An 18,305-nucleotide genomic window follows, 5' to 3' on the forward strand; every position below is an offset into this window, starting at 1 on the left:
GAACAAAATATATGAAAGACGAAGAAGAGGATAACATAATTCCAAACGACGACGAAAATAATCAAGATGAAAACCTGATGGATGATAATCAGGATGGAGATGACGAGGATATTATCAACGTAGATGCTAAACATTTTGAAGGACAGCATTTTTACGAAAATCAGGAAGAAGAAGGCGAAGACGTTATTACCAAAGTAACCGGAATGTATAAAGATTGGTTTTTGGATTATGCTTCGTACGTAATTTTGGAACGTGCAGTTCCTGCTATCGAGGACGGATTCAAACCTGTTCAGCGTCGTATTATGCACTCTTTAAAAGAGCTGGATGATGGTCGTTATAACAAAGTTGCCAATGTTGTAGGTCACACCATGCAGTATCACCCACATGGAGATGCGAGTATTGGTGATGCCATGGTGCAGATTGGTCAAAAAGATTTATTAATTGACTGTCAGGGAAACTGGGGAAATATTTTAACGGGCGACGGAGCAGCAGCTTCGCGTTACATTGAGGCACGTTTATCTAAATTTGCTTTGGAGGTTTTGTATTCTCCAAAAATTACAGATTGGGGTGTTTCGTATGATGGTCGTCGTGCAGAACCAAATAATCTTCCGGTAAAATTCCCATTACTTTTGGCACAGGGAGCAGAAGGTATTGCGGTGGGACTTTCTACAAAAGTACTTCCTCATAATTTCAATGAATTAATTGATGCTTCGATCAAGATTTTAAAAGGAAAAGCTTTTACGCTTTATCCTGATTTTATGACCGCAGGTATTGCTGACGTTTCGAATTATAATGACGGAATGCGTGGCGGACGTGTACGTGTACGTGCTAAAATTTCGCAATTAGACAAAAATACACTGGTAATTACACAGATTCCGTTTTCGACCAATACATCGACTTTAATTGACAGTATTTTGAAAGCCAATGATAAAGGTAAAATCAAAATCAAGAAAATTGAAGACAATACTGCTGCCGATGTTGAGATTTTAATTCATCTTTTTCCGGGCGTTTCACCAGATAAAACAATCGATGCTTTGTTTGCTTTTACAGCCTGCGAAACATCTGTTGCGCCTTTAGGATGTGTTATTGAAGATAATAAGCCGTTGTTTATTGGGGTTTCTGAAATGTTGAAAATTTCGACACACAGAACGGTTGATTTACTTCGTCAGGAATTAGAAATTCATTTAGAAGAATTAAAAAATAAGTGGCATTTCTCTACTTTAGAAAAAATATTCATTCGTGAAGAAATGTATATTGATTTCAAATTGTATGGAGACAGAGAATCGCTTTACAAATACTTATACGATCGTTTTGAGCCTTTCAAAAAATCATTTGTCAGAGAAATCACCGACGATGATTTACAACGTTTAACTCAAATCCCAATGATTCGTATTACTCGTTTCGACTCTGATAAAGCCGATGAATTGATTTCAAGGTTAGAAGAGGAAATGAAAGAGGTTGAGTATAATCTGGAGCATTTAACAGATTTTGCAGTTGCATACTTTACCAAATTAAAAGAGAAATACGGAAAAGGCCGTGAACGCCAGACTGAACTTCGTGTTTTTGATAATGTTGAGGCTACAAAAGTAGTTTTGCGTAACACAAAACTATTTGTAAACAGAGAAGAAGGTTTCGTTGGAACCAGCTTAAAGAAAGACGAATACGTAGCTGATTGTTCTGATATTGATGATGTAATTGTGTTTTTACGCGACGGTAAAATGATGATTACAAAAGTCGATGCCAAAACTTTTATAGGAAAAGATATTATACACGTTGCTGTTTTTGATAAGAGTGATAAGCGTACTATTTATAATATGATGTATCGTGATGGTAAATCAGGACCTTCGTATATAAAACGTTTCAACGTTACTGGAGTAACGCGTGATAAAGCTTATGATTTAACAAACGGAACTAATGGTTCGCAGGTTGTTTATTTTTCACATAATCCAAACGGAGAAGCTGAGGTCGTAACCATATTACTACGTCAGGTTGGAACTATCAAAAAATTAAAATTTGATATTGATTTTGCCAAATTAGCGATTAAAGGACGTGCATCAAAAGGAAATTTGGTAACGAAATATCCAATCAAGAAAATTGAATTAAAAGAAAAAGGAATTTCGACTTTACTGCCAAGAAAAGTTTGGTTTGATGATACTGTAAAACGTTTAAATGTTGATGCCAGAGGTGAATTGTTAGGTGAATTTAAACCAAGCGATAAAATCTTAGTTATAAGCCAGACAGGTAAATTAAAAGTGATTATTCCTGAATTATCGACTCATTTTGAAGAAGATATGATTGTTTTGGAGAAATGGAAACCTAAAAAACCAATTTCGGCTATTTATTATGATGGAGAAAAAGAGCGCTATTTCCTGAAACGTTTCCTTGTTGAAAATGAAGGTAAAGAAGAAAGCTTTATTACAGACCATCCAAATTCACAGTTAGAAATTGTATCTACAGATTATCGTCCGGTGGCACAATTAGTTTTTGCGAAAGTAAAAGGAGTTCAAAAAGAAGATTTGCATATTGATGTTGAAGATTTTATAGCCGTAAAAGGTTTTAAAGCTTTAGGAAATCAATTAACTACAGATAAATTAAAGCAGGTAAATTTATTAGACCCGCTTCCTTATGAAGAACCGGTCGAAGAAATTCCTGAAAAACCGGAATTATCAGAAGATGATCCTGTTGAAACAGAATTAGACGACGATGGCCAGATAGGTTTAGTTTTAGACTAAAAAATGAAAAACGCTAAGATTAATTTCTTAGCGTTTTTTATTCCAATAACTTAATAAATTACCTTAAAGTTATATTTTTATAATTTATGACAGACTTCTTATTGCTATTCACCAGCCTAAATTTGTTTTTGAAAAGAATTACAAATTAAAAAAGAAGAATGAAAAATAAATTGGTTTTTTTAATATTACTACTTTGTTCTTGTACCGGCAAAGATGAATTGAATGGTTATGTTTATGATTATGATACAGAACAACCAATTAAAAATGTGTATGTAAATATTAAAGACGATACCACTCAAACAGATAGTACTGGTTATTTTAGTATGAAAGTAAAGTCAAATTTACCTTGTACAATATTTTTGCAAAGAGAAGGTTATGCTTCTAAAAGGATATGCAGAAAACCAGATTCTTTGGGGAAATTTTCAAAGAAAAGTTTAAAGTATAATAGATTTTATATGTATAATAAAGAGAGCGATTTTTCTAAATAGATTCAGAAATAATTAATACTTAAACAGAGAATTCAAATTAATTGCTTTTTTGTCTCTCAATTTCTTTACAATTTTCAGAAACGCTATTGCAGTTATATAAGCATCGCCCAAAGCAGTATGCCGGTCTTTCTTTGAAATATCAAACTTATCTGCAAGATCGTCTAATGTATAATGATCTTTTCGTTCAAACAAATGCGATTTAATTAAAGTTCTTTTATACAAATAAGCCGTATCTAAAGTTTTGTTGGTAAGTTGAGGTAAATTATTTCTTTCCAATGCTTTATTAATCATTGTAACATCAAAAATAGTATGATGTGCAATGATAATAGAATCTCCAAGAAAAGATAAAAATTGTTCTAAAGCCTCTAATTCAGAAGGGTGTTTAATAATAAAATCTCTTAAAATTCCGTGAATCTGGGCTGTAGATTTATCATAATGATCTTGCTGCAGATAAATTTCAAAACTATTTTGAACGGAGATTGTTCCGTTTTGGAGGATCAGGGCGCCAATACATAAAATACGATCATTTTCATAATCGAATCCCGTAGTTTCAGTATCCAGAACAACAAACCGGGTTTCTTCGATAGTGATATTTTCATCGAAGAGATTTTCTTCTTTTTTCCAAAAATTAAATAAACCCATCGCTATACCAAATTTGAAATATTAAAACGTACCGAAATAAGTTCCTGAAGTTCTTTAATCGTTTTAAAAGTACGTTTCAGTTTAATCTTTTCCATTTTTGATAGAGATTCCAAAGCAATAAACTGCCCCGAATCGTGATGCAGAAGTCCCTGCTTTGTTCTAAATTTTAATAAAGCTTTAAACGAATAAGAACACGATAAATATAACTCTCTATTATTTGGTTCTAGTTCTGCCAGTTTTTCAAAACGCTCTGCAGTGTTACTGATCGATTTAACAGAATGTGATAAAATTAAAACACGCGCAGCATCAGTTAAAGGCATTAAAGCTCTTCTTTTAATATCAAAATTGTCTTTGTTTGCACCATCTTGTTCAACTAAAAACTGCCTGAAAAATCCGGTAGGAGAAGGGCTTTGCAATGCACCGCTTACCAAATGCATATAAAAAATAGGATTAGCCTTTACATTTTCAAAAATTGAATCTGATAATTGACTAACTATTTCGGCATCACCATAAGTCTTACTATAATCAAAGAAAATAAAGGAAAGTAAAACTTCATTTTTTCCCGGATTTGTAATCCAATGATGCACCTGATTTTTCCAATCATCAAGGCACATGCACCATTTTGGGTTTGAGGCCATCATTTCGGCAGGGCAGTAATCATAACCAATATCAAAAAGCCCTTTGTTAACCAGCCCGGCAAATTTTAAAAAATATATACGTGTTTCATCTCTAAAAACCTCTGATACATTTTCATAAACAATCGCATTATCCTGATCGGTATGCAGCATTTGTTCACCGCGTCCCTGACTTCCCAGCGCCAGCCATGCAAACTTAACAGGCGGCGGACTGCTCATTTTTTCTAAACAAATTTCGATAACACGTGTGGTGCAGGCTTCATTCAGTTCAGTTATAATTTTAGCAATTAAGGTCATCGGAATATTTTGGTCTAAATATCCCTGAAGCAATTGCATAATTCGGTTTCTGATAGGTTTTATTTCCTTTGTTTTTTTTGCTCTTTTCAAAGCTTTAATTAAAACGGCAGGGTTATTTCCTAAAGCCACCATTACGTCGTGTTTAGATAAAATCCCAACCGCTTTGGTATTAACTGTGCCGTCTTTTGTAAGGCATAAATGACTGATATTACTTTTCATCATTGCCATTTGTGCTTCGGTAACTGTCATTTTTTTAGGATACGTTATAACAGGTTTCGTCATTATGGTTTCGGCAGTAGTTGTTATAGGAAAGTCTCCGGTAACAATTTTATTGCGAAGATCTTTATCAGTCAAAATACCAATAGGAAGCATTTCATCCACGATTAATATAGCGCCTACTTTTTTCTTATTCATGATCCTGGCAATTTCCTTAACTGTTGTTGACGGACTGCAGGTCACAATTTTTTTAGAATATTTAATTGGGGTTAAGTCAAATGAATCATTGCCGGAATGATGGTTTTCATTTAGTAAATCATCATCTCCATATAACTTATCTTTATGAATATCTGAATATGGGTTTCTGGTATTTGATGCATAACTTTCGATCAGGAAATTACCAACATTTCTATTTTCAAGCGCATAAGGTTTAAAAACTGCGATTGGAATAGCATATAGAATACTTTCTTCATGAGCCACAGCTTCCATAATATAATTTTCCTGCGCCAAAAGCGGACGCAATCCAAAAATATCACCTTCGTCGCACATATCCAGAACCGTATTTTTTGTGCTTTTCTTTAATGCTACCGCACCTTTGTGAACCACATAAAAGGAATCGTGTGTTTGATCATTTTCGGCAAAAATAATGGCATCTTTATCTTTATATACAATAGAAATCTGCTCCGAAAGTTTCTCAAGATCCTTTGAATGCAGGAAATTAAACGGCGGATAATTTTTTAGAAAGTCTGCAACTCTTTGCGAAATGGTATTTTTCATTGGGTTAAATTAAAGTTCTAAAATACTATTTAAAATAGAAATGTAAAAGAAACACCTTTAATTATTTGTTTTTGCCGCAAAGGCTCAAAGCCACAAAGAAATTATAACTTAGCGTCTTTGTGTCTTTGTGGCAAAACTTGCCATAAAAAAAGCCCCAATTATGGGACTTTAACTTTTACTCAACTTTGAAAACCTTACCGCGTTGTTTTTCTTCAGAGCCTACCATTCCAAATTCAAACGTATAAGAATCTTTTGCGGTTGTTAAAATCTTCATGCTGATTGCTTTTTCCTCAGCCATATTTTTTGGATGTTTTTTCTGTAAAATGTATTCGCAGTCGCTCACCCAGCGTATTGTAGCGGTATCAGTTTTTCCGTCAAAAGTTTCAATTTCGATACTGTCTTTACGCTCAAAAAAAGTAGTTTTTTTAACACCGTTTACTTCAAACTCAAATTTGAATTTTCCGGTTTTAAAATCTTTACAATTGTGTTCAGCATTGTAACATGATACTAAAGCCAGTACCGGAAATAAGAATAGTATTTTTTTCATTTTTTTATGCTTTAGGCAATATGTCTTAAGCTTTGGGTAATAAGCAGTTTTGCTTATTGCATACAGCTTAAAGCTTATGGCTTTTATTATTTCAATCTTTTTAATTCATCATCAGTAAAGTTCTTGATTTCTTTTTCTTTGGCAAACTTTTCGGCGTTATAATTTCCTGATTTATTCTTCGGAATTGATAAGCTTTCCCAATAGCTCTTTTTTAATTGTTTGGCATAAAAAACAATCTGCCCAACATGATAAGGATAATGTGCCAGCTGTCGATTTATGGCTTCAATAACTGTGTGACCTTCATTTCGAATATAAATAATATCTGAAAGCTGCTCAGGTTTTAAACTGTTCAAAGCATTTTCTAAACAATTCCAGCCTTTGTTCCAAATTTCGAGAACTTCATCTTTAGACTTTAAATCATTTTCAAACTCAGAGTCACGGTTTCTCCATTCCTTTTCACCGTCAGACGTTAAAAAATCTGTCCAGCGCGAAAGCATATTACCTGAAATATGTTTTATAATTGTTGCAATGCTATTGGTCTCTTCATTAACAGAAATAAAAAGCTGATCTGGCTCTAATTGCTCAATTGCTTTTTCGCCTAATGCTTTATAGTATAAAAATTGCTTTTTAACGCTTTCTAAATAAGATTCATCAATTTTCATACGCTGGAATTATTTGTTTTTGCCACGAATTTCACTAATTGCCACGAATTTTTTCATAGAAAATGTTTAAATTTTAATTCGTGTAATTCGTGGCTTCTTTTTTAAACAATTTTAATATCATATTTATCTAAAAGACCCACAATTCCCTGAGTCGAAAATTGTGCTTTTCGCATGGCATTAAATTCAGGATCGATTTTATAATTGTAAGCAGTTCTAAAATCGACTGCTGCTAATTGTGTTTCATTAAAAATAGCGCCATCTAAATTGCAATCATCAAAAACAGAACTTGTTAGATTTGTTCCAACAAAAGTTACTTCACGAAGAGACGAATTTATAAACTTGGTTTTTGGCATTTTTTTGTTTGAAAATATAGCATAATCCAATGTACATTCTTCAAAATGAACCTGAAATAAAAAATCATCACATTCATTAAAAGCAATTCCAAGAAGTTTACAGTTTTTGAAAGTTACATTTTTTAAACTAGTTCCGGCCAAACTTGTCATGGAGAGATTGCAATCAATAAATTCGCAGTCAAGAAAACTATTAGAATTAAAATTACTGTTCGAAAAATCACAGTTTTTAAAAACACAATCCTCAAACTCCCGATGGTTTATTTTTTTATCGATATAAATAACTTTTTCGAATGTTTTTTGAATGTGAATTATTTCTTCCATTTTTTGTTTGGATAAAGATTAAAATTGTAGAGATGATCAAACCCGACTGGTTTATTTAGAAGATTTTTTAGTCATTAAACAAAGCTTTCATAATGATTCTCAATCCTAAAAAAATCAAAAGCATAGAACTCAAACAAGCCACAATCCCAATTCCAAGAACTAAATAATGCCAATTAGTATGCTGATTCATAAAAGCATTATAAATCAACGACGGCCCAAGAAACATTAAAGGCAGAGCACCTGTTAAATACTTAATCCCTTTTCCTAATAATCGTTTGTTTGTACTCATTTATTTTTGTTTCAAGTCTTTTTTTGTTTCAGGTTTCAAGTTTTTTTTTAGTTTCAAGTTAAAAACTTTGTCAAAGAGTATTATTCCATCTTTGCGAACTCAGCCTTCTTTATTTAAACTTTGCGAACTTTGCGAAAAAACCTTTGCAATCTTTGCATTAAAATTCTACAGCAATTAAGCTTTATAATTATCAACAGCATTCCTAACGCTGCCGTATTTTTTTAATAAATCTGATGCCTCTTCATACGAAATAGGAATTTCTCCCATAATCATCTTTACACCGCGATCAACCAGTTTAATATTACTCAACTGCATATCGACCATTTTGTTTCCTTTTACTTTTCCAAGCTGAATCATCGCTGCGGTCGAAATCATGTTTAAAACCAGTTTCTGAGCAGTTCCGGCTTTCATTCTCGAACTTCCGGTAACAAATTCTGGTCCAACTACAACTTCAACTGGGAATTTTGCTGTCAACGCCAGCGGACTTCCCGCATTATTTGTAATACAGCCCGTTAAAATATTATTTTGATTACAAGTTTCTAAACCGCCAATAACATACGGAGTAGTTCCAGAAGCTGCAATTCCTATTACAACATCATTTGCACCAATATTATGTGCTTGTAAATCAATCCAGGCTTGTGTTGCATTGTCTTCTGCATTTTCTACTGCACGTCGAATTGCGGTGTCTCCGCCAGCAATAATTCCGTTTACTAAATCAAACGGAACTCCAAAAGTAGGAGGACATTCTGAGGCATCAACAACACCTAAACGTCCAGATGTTCCTGCACCGATATAAAATATTTTGCCGCCTAATTTTAGTTTAGCAACAACTTGAGCTACCAAAGCTTCAATTTGCGGTATAGCTTTTTCTACAGCATTAGGAACAGTTTTGTCTTCATTGTTAATATTAGTCAGTAGTTCGTGAACTGACATTTTCTCTAAATGTTCGTATTTTGAAGATTGTTCGGTTGTTTTTGTAAAGGTCATTTTTTGTCGAAATAGTTATCCTCCAAAATTAAACTTTTTTATGGCAAATCGGGAAAAAATTAGACAGCAAAGCGGCTAAGTTTTAAAAACTTTTTCAGGTGATTTTGTTTTAGATCAAACCACTTTATAAATCTTGTTAAAAGAACTAAAATATTATACTTGTTAAGTAATGAAAGTTAAATGGATAAATTAGATTTATTACAAGGGATTTGGCAGAATCTCGATTTTTGTGTCTTTGCTCTCGCCTTTTTTTATTTACGGTCAAAATAGAAAATAATTACTTGAAATTGTTTCCAACAGTTTACGCTTCTTATAAGAAAAATGAAAACAATACTTTTAGTTTAAATTACGGAAAAAGAATCAACAGACCTCGTTTTGACTTATTAAATCCGTTTAAGGTTTATATTAATAGTAATAGTTATTCTAAAGGAAATCCGTTTTTGAGACATTCCTTTAGTGATAATTTTGAATTTGCTCATTCTTATAAAGAAGTCCTAAGAACAAGTGTTTTTGTAAATGTAATTACAAATGGTTACGGAGTTTTGTTTACTTCAAATCCTGAAACGAATACACAAATTGTAACACGTGAGAATTATTTTAAAAGCTTAAATTACGGCATTGGAGAAAGTTATTCGGCGAATTTTGCAGAATGGTGGTCAAGTGAAAATTCATTGTACTTTTTAGGTGCAAAAACAGAGTTTATTAAAAATATTAATGCCACTCCGTCAAATAGTTTGCAAATTGATTTTTCGACAAATAATACTTTCATTTTAGGCAAAACAACAAAACTGCAAATTGATTTTAGTTATAGTTCGCCTTTTGAAAGTGGTTTGTATGAAATAGGGTATGCGTCGAGTTTTGATATTGGTTTTAAACAGGATTTGTTTAATAAAACAATGCAGATTGCGTTTTTGGCAAATGATATTTTTAATACGTCTTATTTAAAAGATTTTACTTCGGTTGTAAATGGTGTAAAACAAGTTTACAGCCAAAATGAGAGTAATAGGTTCGTTCGTTTGTCTGTGGTTTATAATTTTGGAAACAAGAAAATAAATGTAAAAGAACGCGCTTTTGGAAATCAGGATGAGAAAAAGAGAACGGGAAACTAAATCAGATAATTAGACAATGTGTCAATTAGAGAATTATCTCATTATCTAATTGACACATTTTCTAATTAATTTATTATAAAAAGAATGCTAATAGAATTCCGAGAACGATCATTGAAACTTTGGCAACATTAAATTTATGTCCTTCGCTGCTTTCAAAAATAATTGTCGACGAAATATGGAATAAAATACCAATTACGATTGCAGTTATTTCGGTATAATAATCGTTTAATATTGGGAGATATTCAGATGCAACAGTTCCAAGCGGCGTCATGATGGCAAAAGTCAGCATGAAAGCAAAAATGGCTTTTTTGTTTAAATCGGCATTAATGAAAAATGTCGTTAAAATCACGGCAATTGGCAAATGATGAATCGCAATTCCTACGGCTAAATCGTGATGATGACTTACCGGAAAACCTTCTAAAAAGGCATGAATACAAAGGCTTATAAATAAAAGCCACGGAATTTGAGACATTTTTGCATGCCCGTGAACGTGTCCGTGTTCAGCGCCTTTGGAGAAAAACTCTAAAACGATCTGAAACAGAATCCCAACCATTATAAACAAACCAATTTTATGATTGTGAGAACTGTAAACTTCTGGCAGCAGATGCATTACGGTTAACGATAACAAAAATGAACCGCTGAATGCGAGCAGTAATTTTAAATTGGTTTTGTTGGTTGGTTTTAAAAACAAAGCCACACTATATCCTAAAAGTACAGAAAATAAGGGTAGTAAATAGTTCATTTTGTTGTTTAATCGTTTTTTGTTGTTTAATCGTTTAATCGTTGTATTTGTTTAATCGGTTTGACGGTTAAACAAATAAACGGTTTACCAATTAAACCTATTTAAAAATCATGATTAATCTTTCGCTTTCGGTTTTATGGAATTTTTTGAGTTTGTAGTCTCCAAAAATATCCAGAAGATAAATTCCGGCTTCATTCATTAAATCCTGAAAATCTTTTAAAGTCAGGGCTTTTACTTTTTCGGTAAAATGAAATTTTCTGCCTTGGTCTTCAAAATCAATTTCTTTAAAAATATGACCGTCTTCAACATATCTTTTGATGTGAAAATCAATTCCGTCAACGGTTTTTACTTCTTGTGGAACCAAAGTTTCAATTACCTGATTCACATTCATAAAGTCAATAACGGCGAATCCGTATTCAGATAAACTTTCTTTGATGGCTTTAAGGGTTGTCAGGTTATCATCGTCACTTTCGAAGTAGCCAAAACTAGTAAAAAGGTTAAAAATAGCATCGAATTTTTCTTCAAAAGGTTCACGCATATCGTGTACTTTAAAATGAAGATGCTCGTTGCTGTTTTTATTGGCTTCGGCAATGCTGTTTTCAGATAAATCAGCACCTAAAACATTAAAACCTAATTGATTCAGGTAAATAGAATGCCGTCCTTTTCCGCAAGCCAGATCAAGCACTTTTGCTTTTTCGGGAAGATTTAGATAATGCGTTAAATTGTCCATGAAAATCTGAGCTTCTCTATAGTTTCTATCCTTGTACAGGATGTGATAATATGGAGTATCAAACCATGATGTAAACCAGTTTTCGGTATTTCTATCCTGATTTGGTGTTGATGAGTTGGGCGCGTCAGACATTTATTCTATTTCAATTAATATAAAGTCCGGCAAATTTAGTGTATTTTTGCCGAAAAATAACTATTTCGCGATGATACCTAAATAAACGTTGGCATCTGCCTGCGATTGGAGTTGTTTTTTAATACAAAAATAAAGATGGAAGAAAATTTTAGAATGATTGCCAAATGTTTTTTTGGCTTTGAGGAGATATTAGAACAGGAATTGCGTACGCTTGGGGCTCAGGATGTTGAAAAAGGAGTGCGAATGGTTAGTTTTAAAGGGGATAAAGGTTTTATGTACAAAGCTAATTTATCGCTTAGAACGGCGCTAAAAGTCCTAAAACCTATTTACTCTTTTAGAGCTAATAATGAGCAGGCACTATATAAAGGAATTTCGGGAATAAACTGGTCTAAATTATTGAATGCCAACCAGACTTTTGTGATTGATGCTACAGTGCATTCTACTTATTTTAACCATTCTGAATTTGTTTCTCAAAAATGTAAAGATGCAATTGTGGATCAGTTTAGAGAAAGAACAGGACAAAGACCAAGCATTGATAAACAATATCCAGATTTAAGAATCAATATTCATATTGATAAAGATCAGGTTTCGGTTGCATTAGATACTTCAGGAAATTCATTGCATCAGCGTGGTTACAGAACGGCAACGAATATTGCGCCTATAAACGAGGTTTTGGCAGCTGGAATTTTATTATTATCAGGCTGGGAAGGACAAAGTCACTTTTTAGATCCAATGTGCGGTTCTGGAACTTTCCTTGCTGAGGCGGCGATGATTGCCTGCAATATTCCGGCAAACATTAACCGTAAAGAGTTTGCTTTTGAAAAATGGAAGGACTGGGACAACGATTTATTTGATCAGATTGTGAACAGTTTGATGAAGAAAACAAAAGAGTTTCATTATACTATAAAAGGTTTTGATAAAGCACCAAGTGCAGTAAGCAAAGCCAAAGATAATATCAGAAATGCGAATCTTGAAGATTACGTAACGATTGAAGACAATAACTTTTTTGATTCTGAAAAAGAAATAGAAGGAAAACTGCATATTGTATTTAATCCGCCGTATGATGAACGTTTGGATATTCATACGGAAGAATTCTACAAAAACATTGGTGATACTTTAAAGAAAAATTATCCGGGAACAAATGCTTGGTTCATCACAGCAAATCTTGAAGCTTTAAAATTTGTTGGATTAAAACCGTCAAGAAAGATCAAACTTTTTAACGGAAGCCTTGAAGCACGTTTGGTTAAATACGAAATGTACGAAGGAAGCAAGAGAACGAAATTTCAGGTTTCTGAATAAATTAGGTACAAAGGCTCAGAGGTTCAAAGGTTCAAAGAAAAACCTTTGTTGCTCTGAGCCTTTGCAACTTTGAACCTTAAAAGAAAAAAAAATGACAAAACTACAAGTAAGAGCTTTTCTATACCAATTAGGAAGTTTCGCGATTCTATTTATTTTAGGAAGATTTATAATTGCAGAATATACAGGATTAACAGGAATCTGGATTCCGATGACATCGTTTGTTGCGGCGACTATTGTTGCGCCTAAATTTCAGGCTGTTAAAACAAAAGACGGCGAAAAACTTTTTATGAAATGGATTTTTATAAAAGGGATTAGAGTTATTGGATAATTTTTTAAAATCAGCAATATGAGGAAAATTGGACTTATTGGCGGTATAAGCTGGGTTTCGACTACAGATTATTACAAACTTATAAATCTGGGAATAAACGAAAAGCTGGGAGGTTTAAACTTCTCTGAATGTTTGGTTTATTCTTTTAATTATGCTGATATTAAAAAGAATAATGACAATAACGATTGGGATGCTACTTTTAAAATGCTTTTTAAAGGCTGCGAATTTTTAAAATCGGGCGGGGCAGAAGCCATTGTTTTATGTGCCAATACAATGCATTTAATTGCAGATAAACTTCAGGAAGCGATAGGTTTACCAGTTATTCATATTGCTGTTGAAACTGCAGTTGAAATTCAAAAACAGCAGCTGAAAAAAGTGGGTTTATTGGGAACTAAGTTTACAATGGAACTGGACTTTTTTAAAGATAAACTGGCTGCACAAGGCATTAAAGCAATAATTCCTGCCAGCGAAAATGATAAAGATTTTATTCATTATACGATTTTTGAAGAGTTAGGAAGAGGAATTGTAACCGATGAAACGAAAAAACGTTATATAGAAATCGCTGATGAACTGATTAAAAATGGTGCCGAGGGAATTATTTTAGGCTGTACTGAAATTCCTTTAGTAATAAAAGAGGGAGATTTGTCGGTTCCTATTTTTGATACAACATTGATACATGCAAAAGCGGCTGTAGAATTTCAATTGTCTTAATAAAAGAATAAGCATAAAAAAGCCACGAATTCAAGAATTTAAAATATTAGATTCGTGAATTCGTGGCTTTTATTTTTTTGTAAAAACTATTTCTTTTTAGGTGCTTGTTTTTGAATTTCGGGCACGATTACCTTTTTCTTGTAAATAGGAATGAAATAAGAAACAGTATAGTTAAAACCTACACCAAAACTTCCGTCATAAGTTCTGTTAAAACCCGGAATGTAAAGGTTGTCAAAGCCCGAAGGTTTATTGTTCATTACTAAAAGCTTCAACTGAACACCAAAACCTACGAATAGATTATCGAAAACTTCTGCTTTAATTCCTCCTGCAACTTCAATCCAGGCAGCACTTAAACCACTGTTTTTTTGATTTGCTTCAATTGCAGGCTTTTCACCCCAATACGGATTTGAATTGTAAATTTTATAACTGTTTAAATCTTGGCTGAAAGAACTGAAACCACCTCGCATACCAATTGTTATTAGGTTTTCCATATCAAGCCAGTTGTCGTACAAATTGTAATCGAAACCTCCTTTAATATAGGTTCCTGTAGCTGTAGAGTTTAATCTGTCGTCATCAGTAGTTTTGTCTTCAAAACCCAATTCGGCAGCTAAATAGTATCTTTTTGTTAAACGCCAGTCACCAGTAAATTCTACGCCTTTATAATCCTTATCATAAAAACCTCTGGTTAATTTGTATAAATCGACACCTACGCGCAAACCGTAACGATCTGTTTTTGGCTTAACAATAGTGTCTGTCTTAACTTCCTGAACGGCTGGTTTTGCGGCTTTGGCTTTTGGTTTTTCGGTAACTATTGGTTTTGTTGCTGTCGAATCTTTTATTTCCTGAGCATTCCCCAAAAGCATTGTAAAAACGAAACAAAGACTAAAATAATATTTCAAGGTGTGTTTCATCTTCCAGTTCAATGTTACGGGTTTTTAAATTTAAAGTCTTCATCCAAACGCCATCTTGTGTATCAGGGTCATCAGTTCTTATATAGCCAGAAGCAGCAGGTTCTGCACTACTTTGCTCATTAAGCAAAAAAGTAGTTTTAAAACCACAGGCCCTGGATACATAAGAGGTTTGACGTGTATAGTTAAATGTTATTATATCACTGTTAGTAACATCCGGATTTGGATCATCAGAGTCTAATATAAATCTATAACTTGTCGTATCTTCATCTACTTTTAGCGGTATCGAAATAGTGTTCCCGTTTGCCAGATATTTTGTTGTAGACGTACCGCTTTCATTAAAAACAATTCCGTTAGGATCAGCGTCAGGGCCAATACCAACAACTCTTAAATTGGTTACACTTCTTGGTGTAGACGGATCTGCACTGCTGTAAAATTTAATTACTAATCTTGGAGTAGTAGGTGTGTTTGCGTCGCAGATATCATCTTTCTCACAGCTGGATAAACCAAATGTAAAGACTAATAAAAGAGAGATTATTTTTTTCATCTAGCGTTTTATAATTATCGAAGTTCTAAAAGTACAACATTTTCAACATGATGCGTTTGTGGAAACATATCAACCGGACGTACGCGGGTTACTTTGTACTTCTCGTCCATTAATGCTAAATCACGTGCTTGTGTTGCCGAGTTACAGCTTACATAAACTACTTTTTTTGGAGCAATTTTTAAAATTTGATCAATTACAGCAGCATGCATTCCATCTCTCGGCGGGTCTGTAATAATAACATCCGGCTTACCGTGTTGTGCAATGAAACTTTCATTAAATACAACTTTCATGTCTCCAACAAAAAACTCGCAATTTGTAATATTATTGCGTTCAGCATTTGCTTTAGCATCTAAAATTGCTTCTGGAACACTCTCTACACCAATTACTTTTTTTGCTTTTTTAGAAACAAATTGGGCAATAGTTCCTGTTCCGGTATATAAATCGTAAACAGTTTCATTTCCTGTTAATCCGGCAAAGTCACGGGTTATTTTATATAATTCGTATGCCTGATCTGAATTGGTCTGGTAGAAAGACTTAGCGTTAATGCTGAATTTTAAACCTTCCATTTCTTCCAGGATATAATCTCTTCCTTTATAAAGTTTAATATCCTGATCGTAAATCGTATCGTTTTGTTTTGCATTTACCACATATTGTAAAGAGGTAATCTGCGGGAATTTTTCGTATAAATGATCTAAAACCAATTCGCGGTTTGCTTTATCATCTTCAAAAAACTGAATCAAAACCATTATTTCGCCAGTCGAAGCAGTACGAATCATTAAAGTTCTTAATAAGCCGGAATGTTCTCTCGGATTAAAAAAGGCTAAATTATGCTCGTTGGCAAATGCTCTGATTTCGTTTCTGATTGCATTTGAAGGATCTTCTTGTAAATGACATTTCTCGATGTCAAGAATTTTATCCCACATTTTTGGAATATGAAATCCTAAAGCATTTCTGTTTCCTAAATCTTCTGTACTTCCAATTTCTTTTTCGGTTAACCAACGGCTGTTAGAAAACGAAAATTCCATTTTATTTCTGTAAAAAAACTGTTTTTCAGAACCCAAAATAGTTTCAAATTCCGGAAGTTCAACTTTTCCTATACGCTGCAAATGATTTTTTACCTCGTTTTGTTTGTAATGCAGCTGCTGGCTGTATTTCATGTTTTGCCATTTACATCCGCCGCAAACACCAAAATGATCGCAGATTGGATCAATACGATGCTCAGATAATTCGTGAAATTTTACGGCTTTTCCTTCGTAGTATGCTTTTCTTTTTTTGAATGTTTGTACATCAACAACATCGCCAGGAACGACATTCGGAATAAAGATTACTTTTCCGTCAGGAGCTTTTGCTACTGAGACTCCCTTTGCTCCGGCATCAAGAACCTGAATTTGATGAAAGACAACTTTGTCTGTATTTTTTCTTCCCATAGCGCAAAAATAAGGCTTTGTAAACTTTTACAAATTTTATTTTCATAATATTTTGTCAAATTATGTAATTTACTAGTTTAATTAACTTTAAAAGTTAACTTTGTTCCTGATATTCAGCCCTAAGCTACAATATATTGTCAATAGTTTTGTTATGTTTTTATGAAATTGTATCATAATCTTTCACAAATTAGCTTTTTGAAAAAAAGTTATGCGTCAAAATTTTTATTTGTCGCTTTGATAGGAATTCATATTCCATTAATTGGAATTTTATTTTTTGTCCTTTTTTTCGAGCATACTATCTCTCCGGCATCAATTCTGATTTTTTCATTGATAATGACACTATTGGCAGCTGCTGTAACTCTTTTGGTTTTAAAACAGCTGATAAGACCTATTTCGCTTGCCTCAAGATCGTTAGATGAATATAGGAATAAAAGAAAATTGTCAATTCTTCCAACAGAATACACTGACGAAGCCGGGCTTTTAATGTGTAATATTCAGGAGTCTATTTATGAGTCTGAAAGTTTTATTAATGAAAAGCAGGATTTAATTTATATGCTTTCGCACGATTTAAAAAACTTTGCCGGAAATCCGCAGGGTCTGGCGAAATTAATCTTAAGTGAAAATCCTTCGGAATCTGTTAAACATCTGGCCGATTTAATTTGCGAATCGACTAATTTGCAATTTCGATATATCGAAAACTTTATTAAGCTGTTAAAAGAGCAAGACCAGGTTTTAAAAATAAATCAGGAAACCAGAACCATTTATTTTGAAAACATTCTTCCTTTCATAAATGAACAGGTTGAACAGCGATTACTGGACAAAAATATAATATTGAATTTGAGTGTTGAAATCGACGAAGCTAAACTTTGGATTGATGAAGGTCTGCTGGTTCAGGTTTTGGTAAATCTAATTAGCAATGCGATTAAGTTTTCTTATTTTGACAGTGATATTAAAGTCAGGATTTATAAAGAAGATTCAAATGTTGTTATTACTGTTGCAGATAGAGGAATTGGTTTTGATAAACATCAGATGGAAGAATTATTTAAAAAATTCACCAAAATGGGCCGTTTAGGAACTGCTAACGAATCCTCAACCGGAATCGGGCTTTATTTATGCAAAAAAATTATCGAAAAAAATAAAGGCCGGTTAAGTGCTGTAAGCGAAGGTAAAAATAAAGGGGCTGAGTTTAAGATTGAGTTTGAAACCTGAGGTTCTAAGGTTCTGAGATACTATCCCGATAGCTGGCGGAACTAAGTTTTTTCTTTTGATTTCAATTGTTTTGTTCATCCATTAATTCCTCGTCGTCACTTTCACGGGAAAGAATTAAAAGGCATACAATTTTTAAATAAAAACTTAAATTTTTCATGGTTTGGTAATTTTGGTCTGGATCTGTTATGAAGATGCCTGTTTTTTTTAAAGGTTGCGC

Annotated in this window: 19 protein-coding genes; 7 read left to right on the forward strand and 12 right to left on the reverse strand. The window is 33.3% G+C overall.

Features of this window, described 5'->3' with window-relative positions; genetic code table 11:
- The first annotated feature begins 11 nt into the window (after positions 1–11).
- On the forward strand, positions 12–2,732 hold the full coding sequence (locus AABD74_RS12600; protein WP_406843087.1) for a DNA gyrase/topoisomerase IV subunit A: 2,721 nt from the start codon (positions 12–14) through the stop codon (positions 2,730–2,732).
- A 158-nt stretch (positions 2,733–2,890) separates the two neighbouring features.
- Complete coding sequence (locus AABD74_RS12605; RefSeq protein ID WP_406843088.1) at positions 2,891–3,220, forward strand: hypothetical protein; 330 nt, start codon at positions 2,891–2,893, stop codon at positions 3,218–3,220.
- Positions 3,221–3,232: 12 nt separating this feature from the next.
- On the opposite strand, the gene AABD74_RS12610 is transcribed toward AABD74_RS12605, so the two are convergent.
- The 7 genes from AABD74_RS12610 to murQ all read right to left on the reverse strand — a co-directional run bounded on the left by AABD74_RS12610 (position 3,233) and on the right by murQ (position 8,946).
- Positions 3,233–3,862: a PolC-type DNA polymerase III gene (locus tag AABD74_RS12610; protein ID WP_232682812.1), complete on the reverse strand. Its 630-nt coding sequence runs from the start codon at positions 3,860–3,862 to the stop codon at positions 3,233–3,235.
- 2 nt (positions 3,863–3,864) lie between these two features.
- Positions 3,865–5,787: a DUF294 nucleotidyltransferase-like domain-containing protein gene (locus tag AABD74_RS12615; protein WP_232682814.1), complete on the reverse strand. Its 1,923-nt coding sequence runs from the start codon at positions 5,785–5,787 to the stop codon at positions 3,865–3,867.
- A gap of 175 nt (positions 5,788–5,962) precedes the next feature.
- The gene (locus AABD74_RS12620; protein ID WP_232682815.1) at positions 5,963–6,334 is read right to left on the reverse strand and encodes a DNA topoisomerase IV; all 372 of its coding nucleotides are present in this window, start codon (positions 6,332–6,334) and stop codon (positions 5,963–5,965) included.
- 86 nt (positions 6,335–6,420) lie between these two features.
- A complete protein-coding gene (locus AABD74_RS12625; protein ID WP_406843089.1) occupies positions 6,421–6,996 on the reverse strand; it encodes a DUF1572 family protein in 576 nt (191 codons plus the stop codon).
- Between the two features lie 101 nt (positions 6,997–7,097).
- Positions 7,098–7,670, reverse strand: a complete 573-nt coding sequence (locus tag AABD74_RS12630) for a pentapeptide repeat-containing protein (protein WP_232682817.1) — start codon at positions 7,668–7,670, stop codon at positions 7,098–7,100.
- 67 nt (positions 7,671–7,737) lie between these two features.
- Positions 7,738–7,959 carry a DUF6095 family protein gene (locus AABD74_RS12635; protein ID WP_406843090.1) on the reverse strand — a complete coding sequence of 74 codons (222 nt, stop codon included), beginning with the start codon at positions 7,957–7,959 and terminating at the stop codon, positions 7,738–7,740.
- 174 nt (positions 7,960–8,133) lie between these two features.
- A complete protein-coding gene (gene murQ, locus AABD74_RS12640) occupies positions 8,134–8,946 on the reverse strand; it encodes an N-acetylmuramic acid 6-phosphate etherase (protein WP_406843091.1) in 813 nt (270 codons plus the stop codon).
- Between the two features lie 227 nt (positions 8,947–9,173).
- Here murQ and AABD74_RS12645 point away from each other — a divergent pair, with 227 nt between their 5' ends.
- Positions 9,174–10,055, forward strand: coding sequence for an outer membrane beta-barrel family protein (locus AABD74_RS12645; protein WP_406843092.1), 882 nt, complete (start codon positions 9,174–9,176; stop codon positions 10,053–10,055).
- A 73-nt stretch (positions 10,056–10,128) separates the two neighbouring features.
- Here the strand turns inward: AABD74_RS12645 and AABD74_RS12650 are convergent, their stop codons facing one another.
- Positions 10,129–10,797 carry a ZIP family metal transporter gene (locus AABD74_RS12650; RefSeq protein ID WP_053473655.1) on the reverse strand — a complete coding sequence of 223 codons (669 nt, stop codon included), beginning with the start codon at positions 10,795–10,797 and terminating at the stop codon, positions 10,129–10,131.
- Between the two features lie 97 nt (positions 10,798–10,894).
- Positions 10,895–11,659 (reverse strand): class I SAM-dependent methyltransferase, encoded by a 765-nt coding sequence (locus tag AABD74_RS12655; RefSeq protein ID WP_406843093.1) that lies wholly within the window; start codon positions 11,657–11,659, stop codon positions 10,895–10,897.
- A gap of 135 nt (positions 11,660–11,794) precedes the next feature.
- On the opposite strand from AABD74_RS12655, the gene AABD74_RS12660 reads away from it, so the two are divergent.
- From AABD74_RS12660 to AABD74_RS12670, 3 genes are all read left to right on the forward strand, one after another.
- Positions 11,795–12,958 (forward strand): class I SAM-dependent RNA methyltransferase, encoded by a 1,164-nt coding sequence (locus AABD74_RS12660; RefSeq protein ID WP_406843094.1) that lies wholly within the window; start codon positions 11,795–11,797, stop codon positions 12,956–12,958.
- Positions 12,959–13,049: 91 nt separating this feature from the next.
- Positions 13,050–13,286, forward strand: coding sequence for a hypothetical protein (locus AABD74_RS12665; RefSeq protein WP_406843095.1), 237 nt, complete (start codon positions 13,050–13,052; stop codon positions 13,284–13,286).
- 18 nt (positions 13,287–13,304) lie between these two features.
- Positions 13,305–13,997: an aspartate/glutamate racemase family protein gene (locus tag AABD74_RS12670; protein ID WP_406843096.1), complete on the forward strand. Its 693-nt coding sequence runs from the start codon at positions 13,305–13,307 to the stop codon at positions 13,995–13,997.
- Between the two features lie 86 nt (positions 13,998–14,083).
- On the opposite strand, the gene AABD74_RS12675 is transcribed toward AABD74_RS12670, so the two are convergent.
- Genes AABD74_RS12675 through rlmD form a run of 3 tightly spaced genes read right to left on the reverse strand, consistent with a single transcriptional unit; the run spans position 14,084 to position 16,879 of the window.
- Positions 14,084–14,908 carry a DUF6048 family protein gene (locus AABD74_RS12675; protein ID WP_232682824.1) on the reverse strand — a complete coding sequence of 275 codons (825 nt, stop codon included), beginning with the start codon at positions 14,906–14,908 and terminating at the stop codon, positions 14,084–14,086.
- Complete coding sequence (locus AABD74_RS12680; RefSeq protein WP_232682825.1) at positions 14,880–15,452, reverse strand: DUF6452 family protein; 573 nt, start codon at positions 15,450–15,452, stop codon at positions 14,880–14,882. The genes AABD74_RS12675 and AABD74_RS12680 overlap by 29 nt, the downstream gene beginning before the upstream one ends.
- Before the next feature lie 14 nt (positions 15,453–15,466).
- Entirely contained in the window at positions 15,467–16,879 is a 1,413-nt protein-coding gene (gene rlmD, locus AABD74_RS12685; protein ID WP_406843097.1) for a 23S rRNA (uracil(1939)-C(5))-methyltransferase RlmD, read from the reverse strand.
- Between the two features lie 333 nt (positions 16,880–17,212).
- Here rlmD and AABD74_RS12690 point away from each other — a divergent pair, with 333 nt between their 5' ends.
- Positions 17,213–18,088: a sensor histidine kinase gene (locus AABD74_RS12690; RefSeq protein ID WP_406843098.1), complete on the forward strand. Its 876-nt coding sequence runs from the start codon at positions 17,213–17,215 to the stop codon at positions 18,086–18,088.
- Positions 18,089–18,305: the final 217 nt, after the last annotated feature.

The organism is Flavobacterium soyae (assembly GCF_045348165.1).
Lineage (GTDB): Bacteria > Bacteroidota > Bacteroidia > Flavobacteriales > Flavobacteriaceae > Flavobacterium > Flavobacterium soyae.

What these genes read in the sequence shown, in the direction of transcription:
- AABD74_RS12600 (WP_406843087.1), top strand. Translation starts at nt 12, where the DNA reads ATGAAAGACGAAGAAGAGGATAACATAATTCCAAACGACGACGAAAAT.
- AABD74_RS12605 (WP_406843088.1), top strand. Translation starts at nt 2,891, where the DNA reads ATGAAAAATAAATTGGTTTTTTTAATATTACTACTTTGTTCTTGTACC.
- AABD74_RS12610 (WP_232682812.1), bottom strand. Translation starts at nt 3,862, where the DNA reads ATGGGTTTATTTAATTTTTGGAAAAAAGAAGAAAATCTCTTCGATGAA.
- AABD74_RS12615 (WP_232682814.1), bottom strand. Translation starts at nt 5,787, where the DNA reads ATGAAAAATACCATTTCGCAAAGAGTTGCAGACTTTCTAAAAAATTAT.
- AABD74_RS12620 (WP_232682815.1), bottom strand. Translation starts at nt 6,334, where the DNA reads ATGAAAAAAATACTATTCTTATTTCCGGTACTGGCTTTAGTATCATGT.
- AABD74_RS12625 (WP_406843089.1), bottom strand. Translation starts at nt 6,996, where the DNA reads ATGAAAATTGATGAATCTTATTTAGAAAGCGTTAAAAAGCAATTTTTA.
- AABD74_RS12630 (WP_232682817.1), bottom strand. Translation starts at nt 7,670, where the DNA reads ATGGAAGAAATAATTCACATTCAAAAAACATTCGAAAAAGTTATTTAT.
- AABD74_RS12635 (WP_406843090.1), bottom strand. Translation starts at nt 7,959, where the DNA reads ATGAGTACAAACAAACGATTATTAGGAAAAGGGATTAAGTATTTAACA.
- murQ (WP_406843091.1), bottom strand. Translation starts at nt 8,946, where the DNA reads ATGACCTTTACAAAAACAACCGAACAATCTTCAAAATACGAACATTTA.
- AABD74_RS12650 (WP_053473655.1), bottom strand. Translation starts at nt 10,797, where the DNA reads ATGAACTATTTACTACCCTTATTTTCTGTACTTTTAGGATATAGTGTG.
- AABD74_RS12655 (WP_406843093.1), bottom strand. Translation starts at nt 11,659, where the DNA reads ATGTCTGACGCGCCCAACTCATCAACACCAAATCAGGATAGAAATACC.
- AABD74_RS12660 (WP_406843094.1), top strand. Translation starts at nt 11,795, where the DNA reads ATGGAAGAAAATTTTAGAATGATTGCCAAATGTTTTTTTGGCTTTGAG.
- AABD74_RS12665 (WP_406843095.1), top strand. Translation starts at nt 13,050, where the DNA reads ATGACAAAACTACAAGTAAGAGCTTTTCTATACCAATTAGGAAGTTTC.
- AABD74_RS12670 (WP_406843096.1), top strand. Translation starts at nt 13,305, where the DNA reads ATGAGGAAAATTGGACTTATTGGCGGTATAAGCTGGGTTTCGACTACA.
- AABD74_RS12675 (WP_232682824.1), bottom strand. Translation starts at nt 14,908, where the DNA reads ATGAAACACACCTTGAAATATTATTTTAGTCTTTGTTTCGTTTTTACA.
- AABD74_RS12680 (WP_232682825.1), bottom strand. Translation starts at nt 15,452, where the DNA reads ATGAAAAAAATAATCTCTCTTTTATTAGTCTTTACATTTGGTTTATCC.
- rlmD (WP_406843097.1), bottom strand. Translation starts at nt 16,879, where the DNA reads ATGGGAAGAAAAAATACAGACAAAGTTGTCTTTCATCAAATTCAGGTT.
- AABD74_RS12690 (WP_406843098.1), top strand. Translation starts at nt 17,213, where the DNA reads ATGACACTATTGGCAGCTGCTGTAACTCTTTTGGTTTTAAAACAGCTG.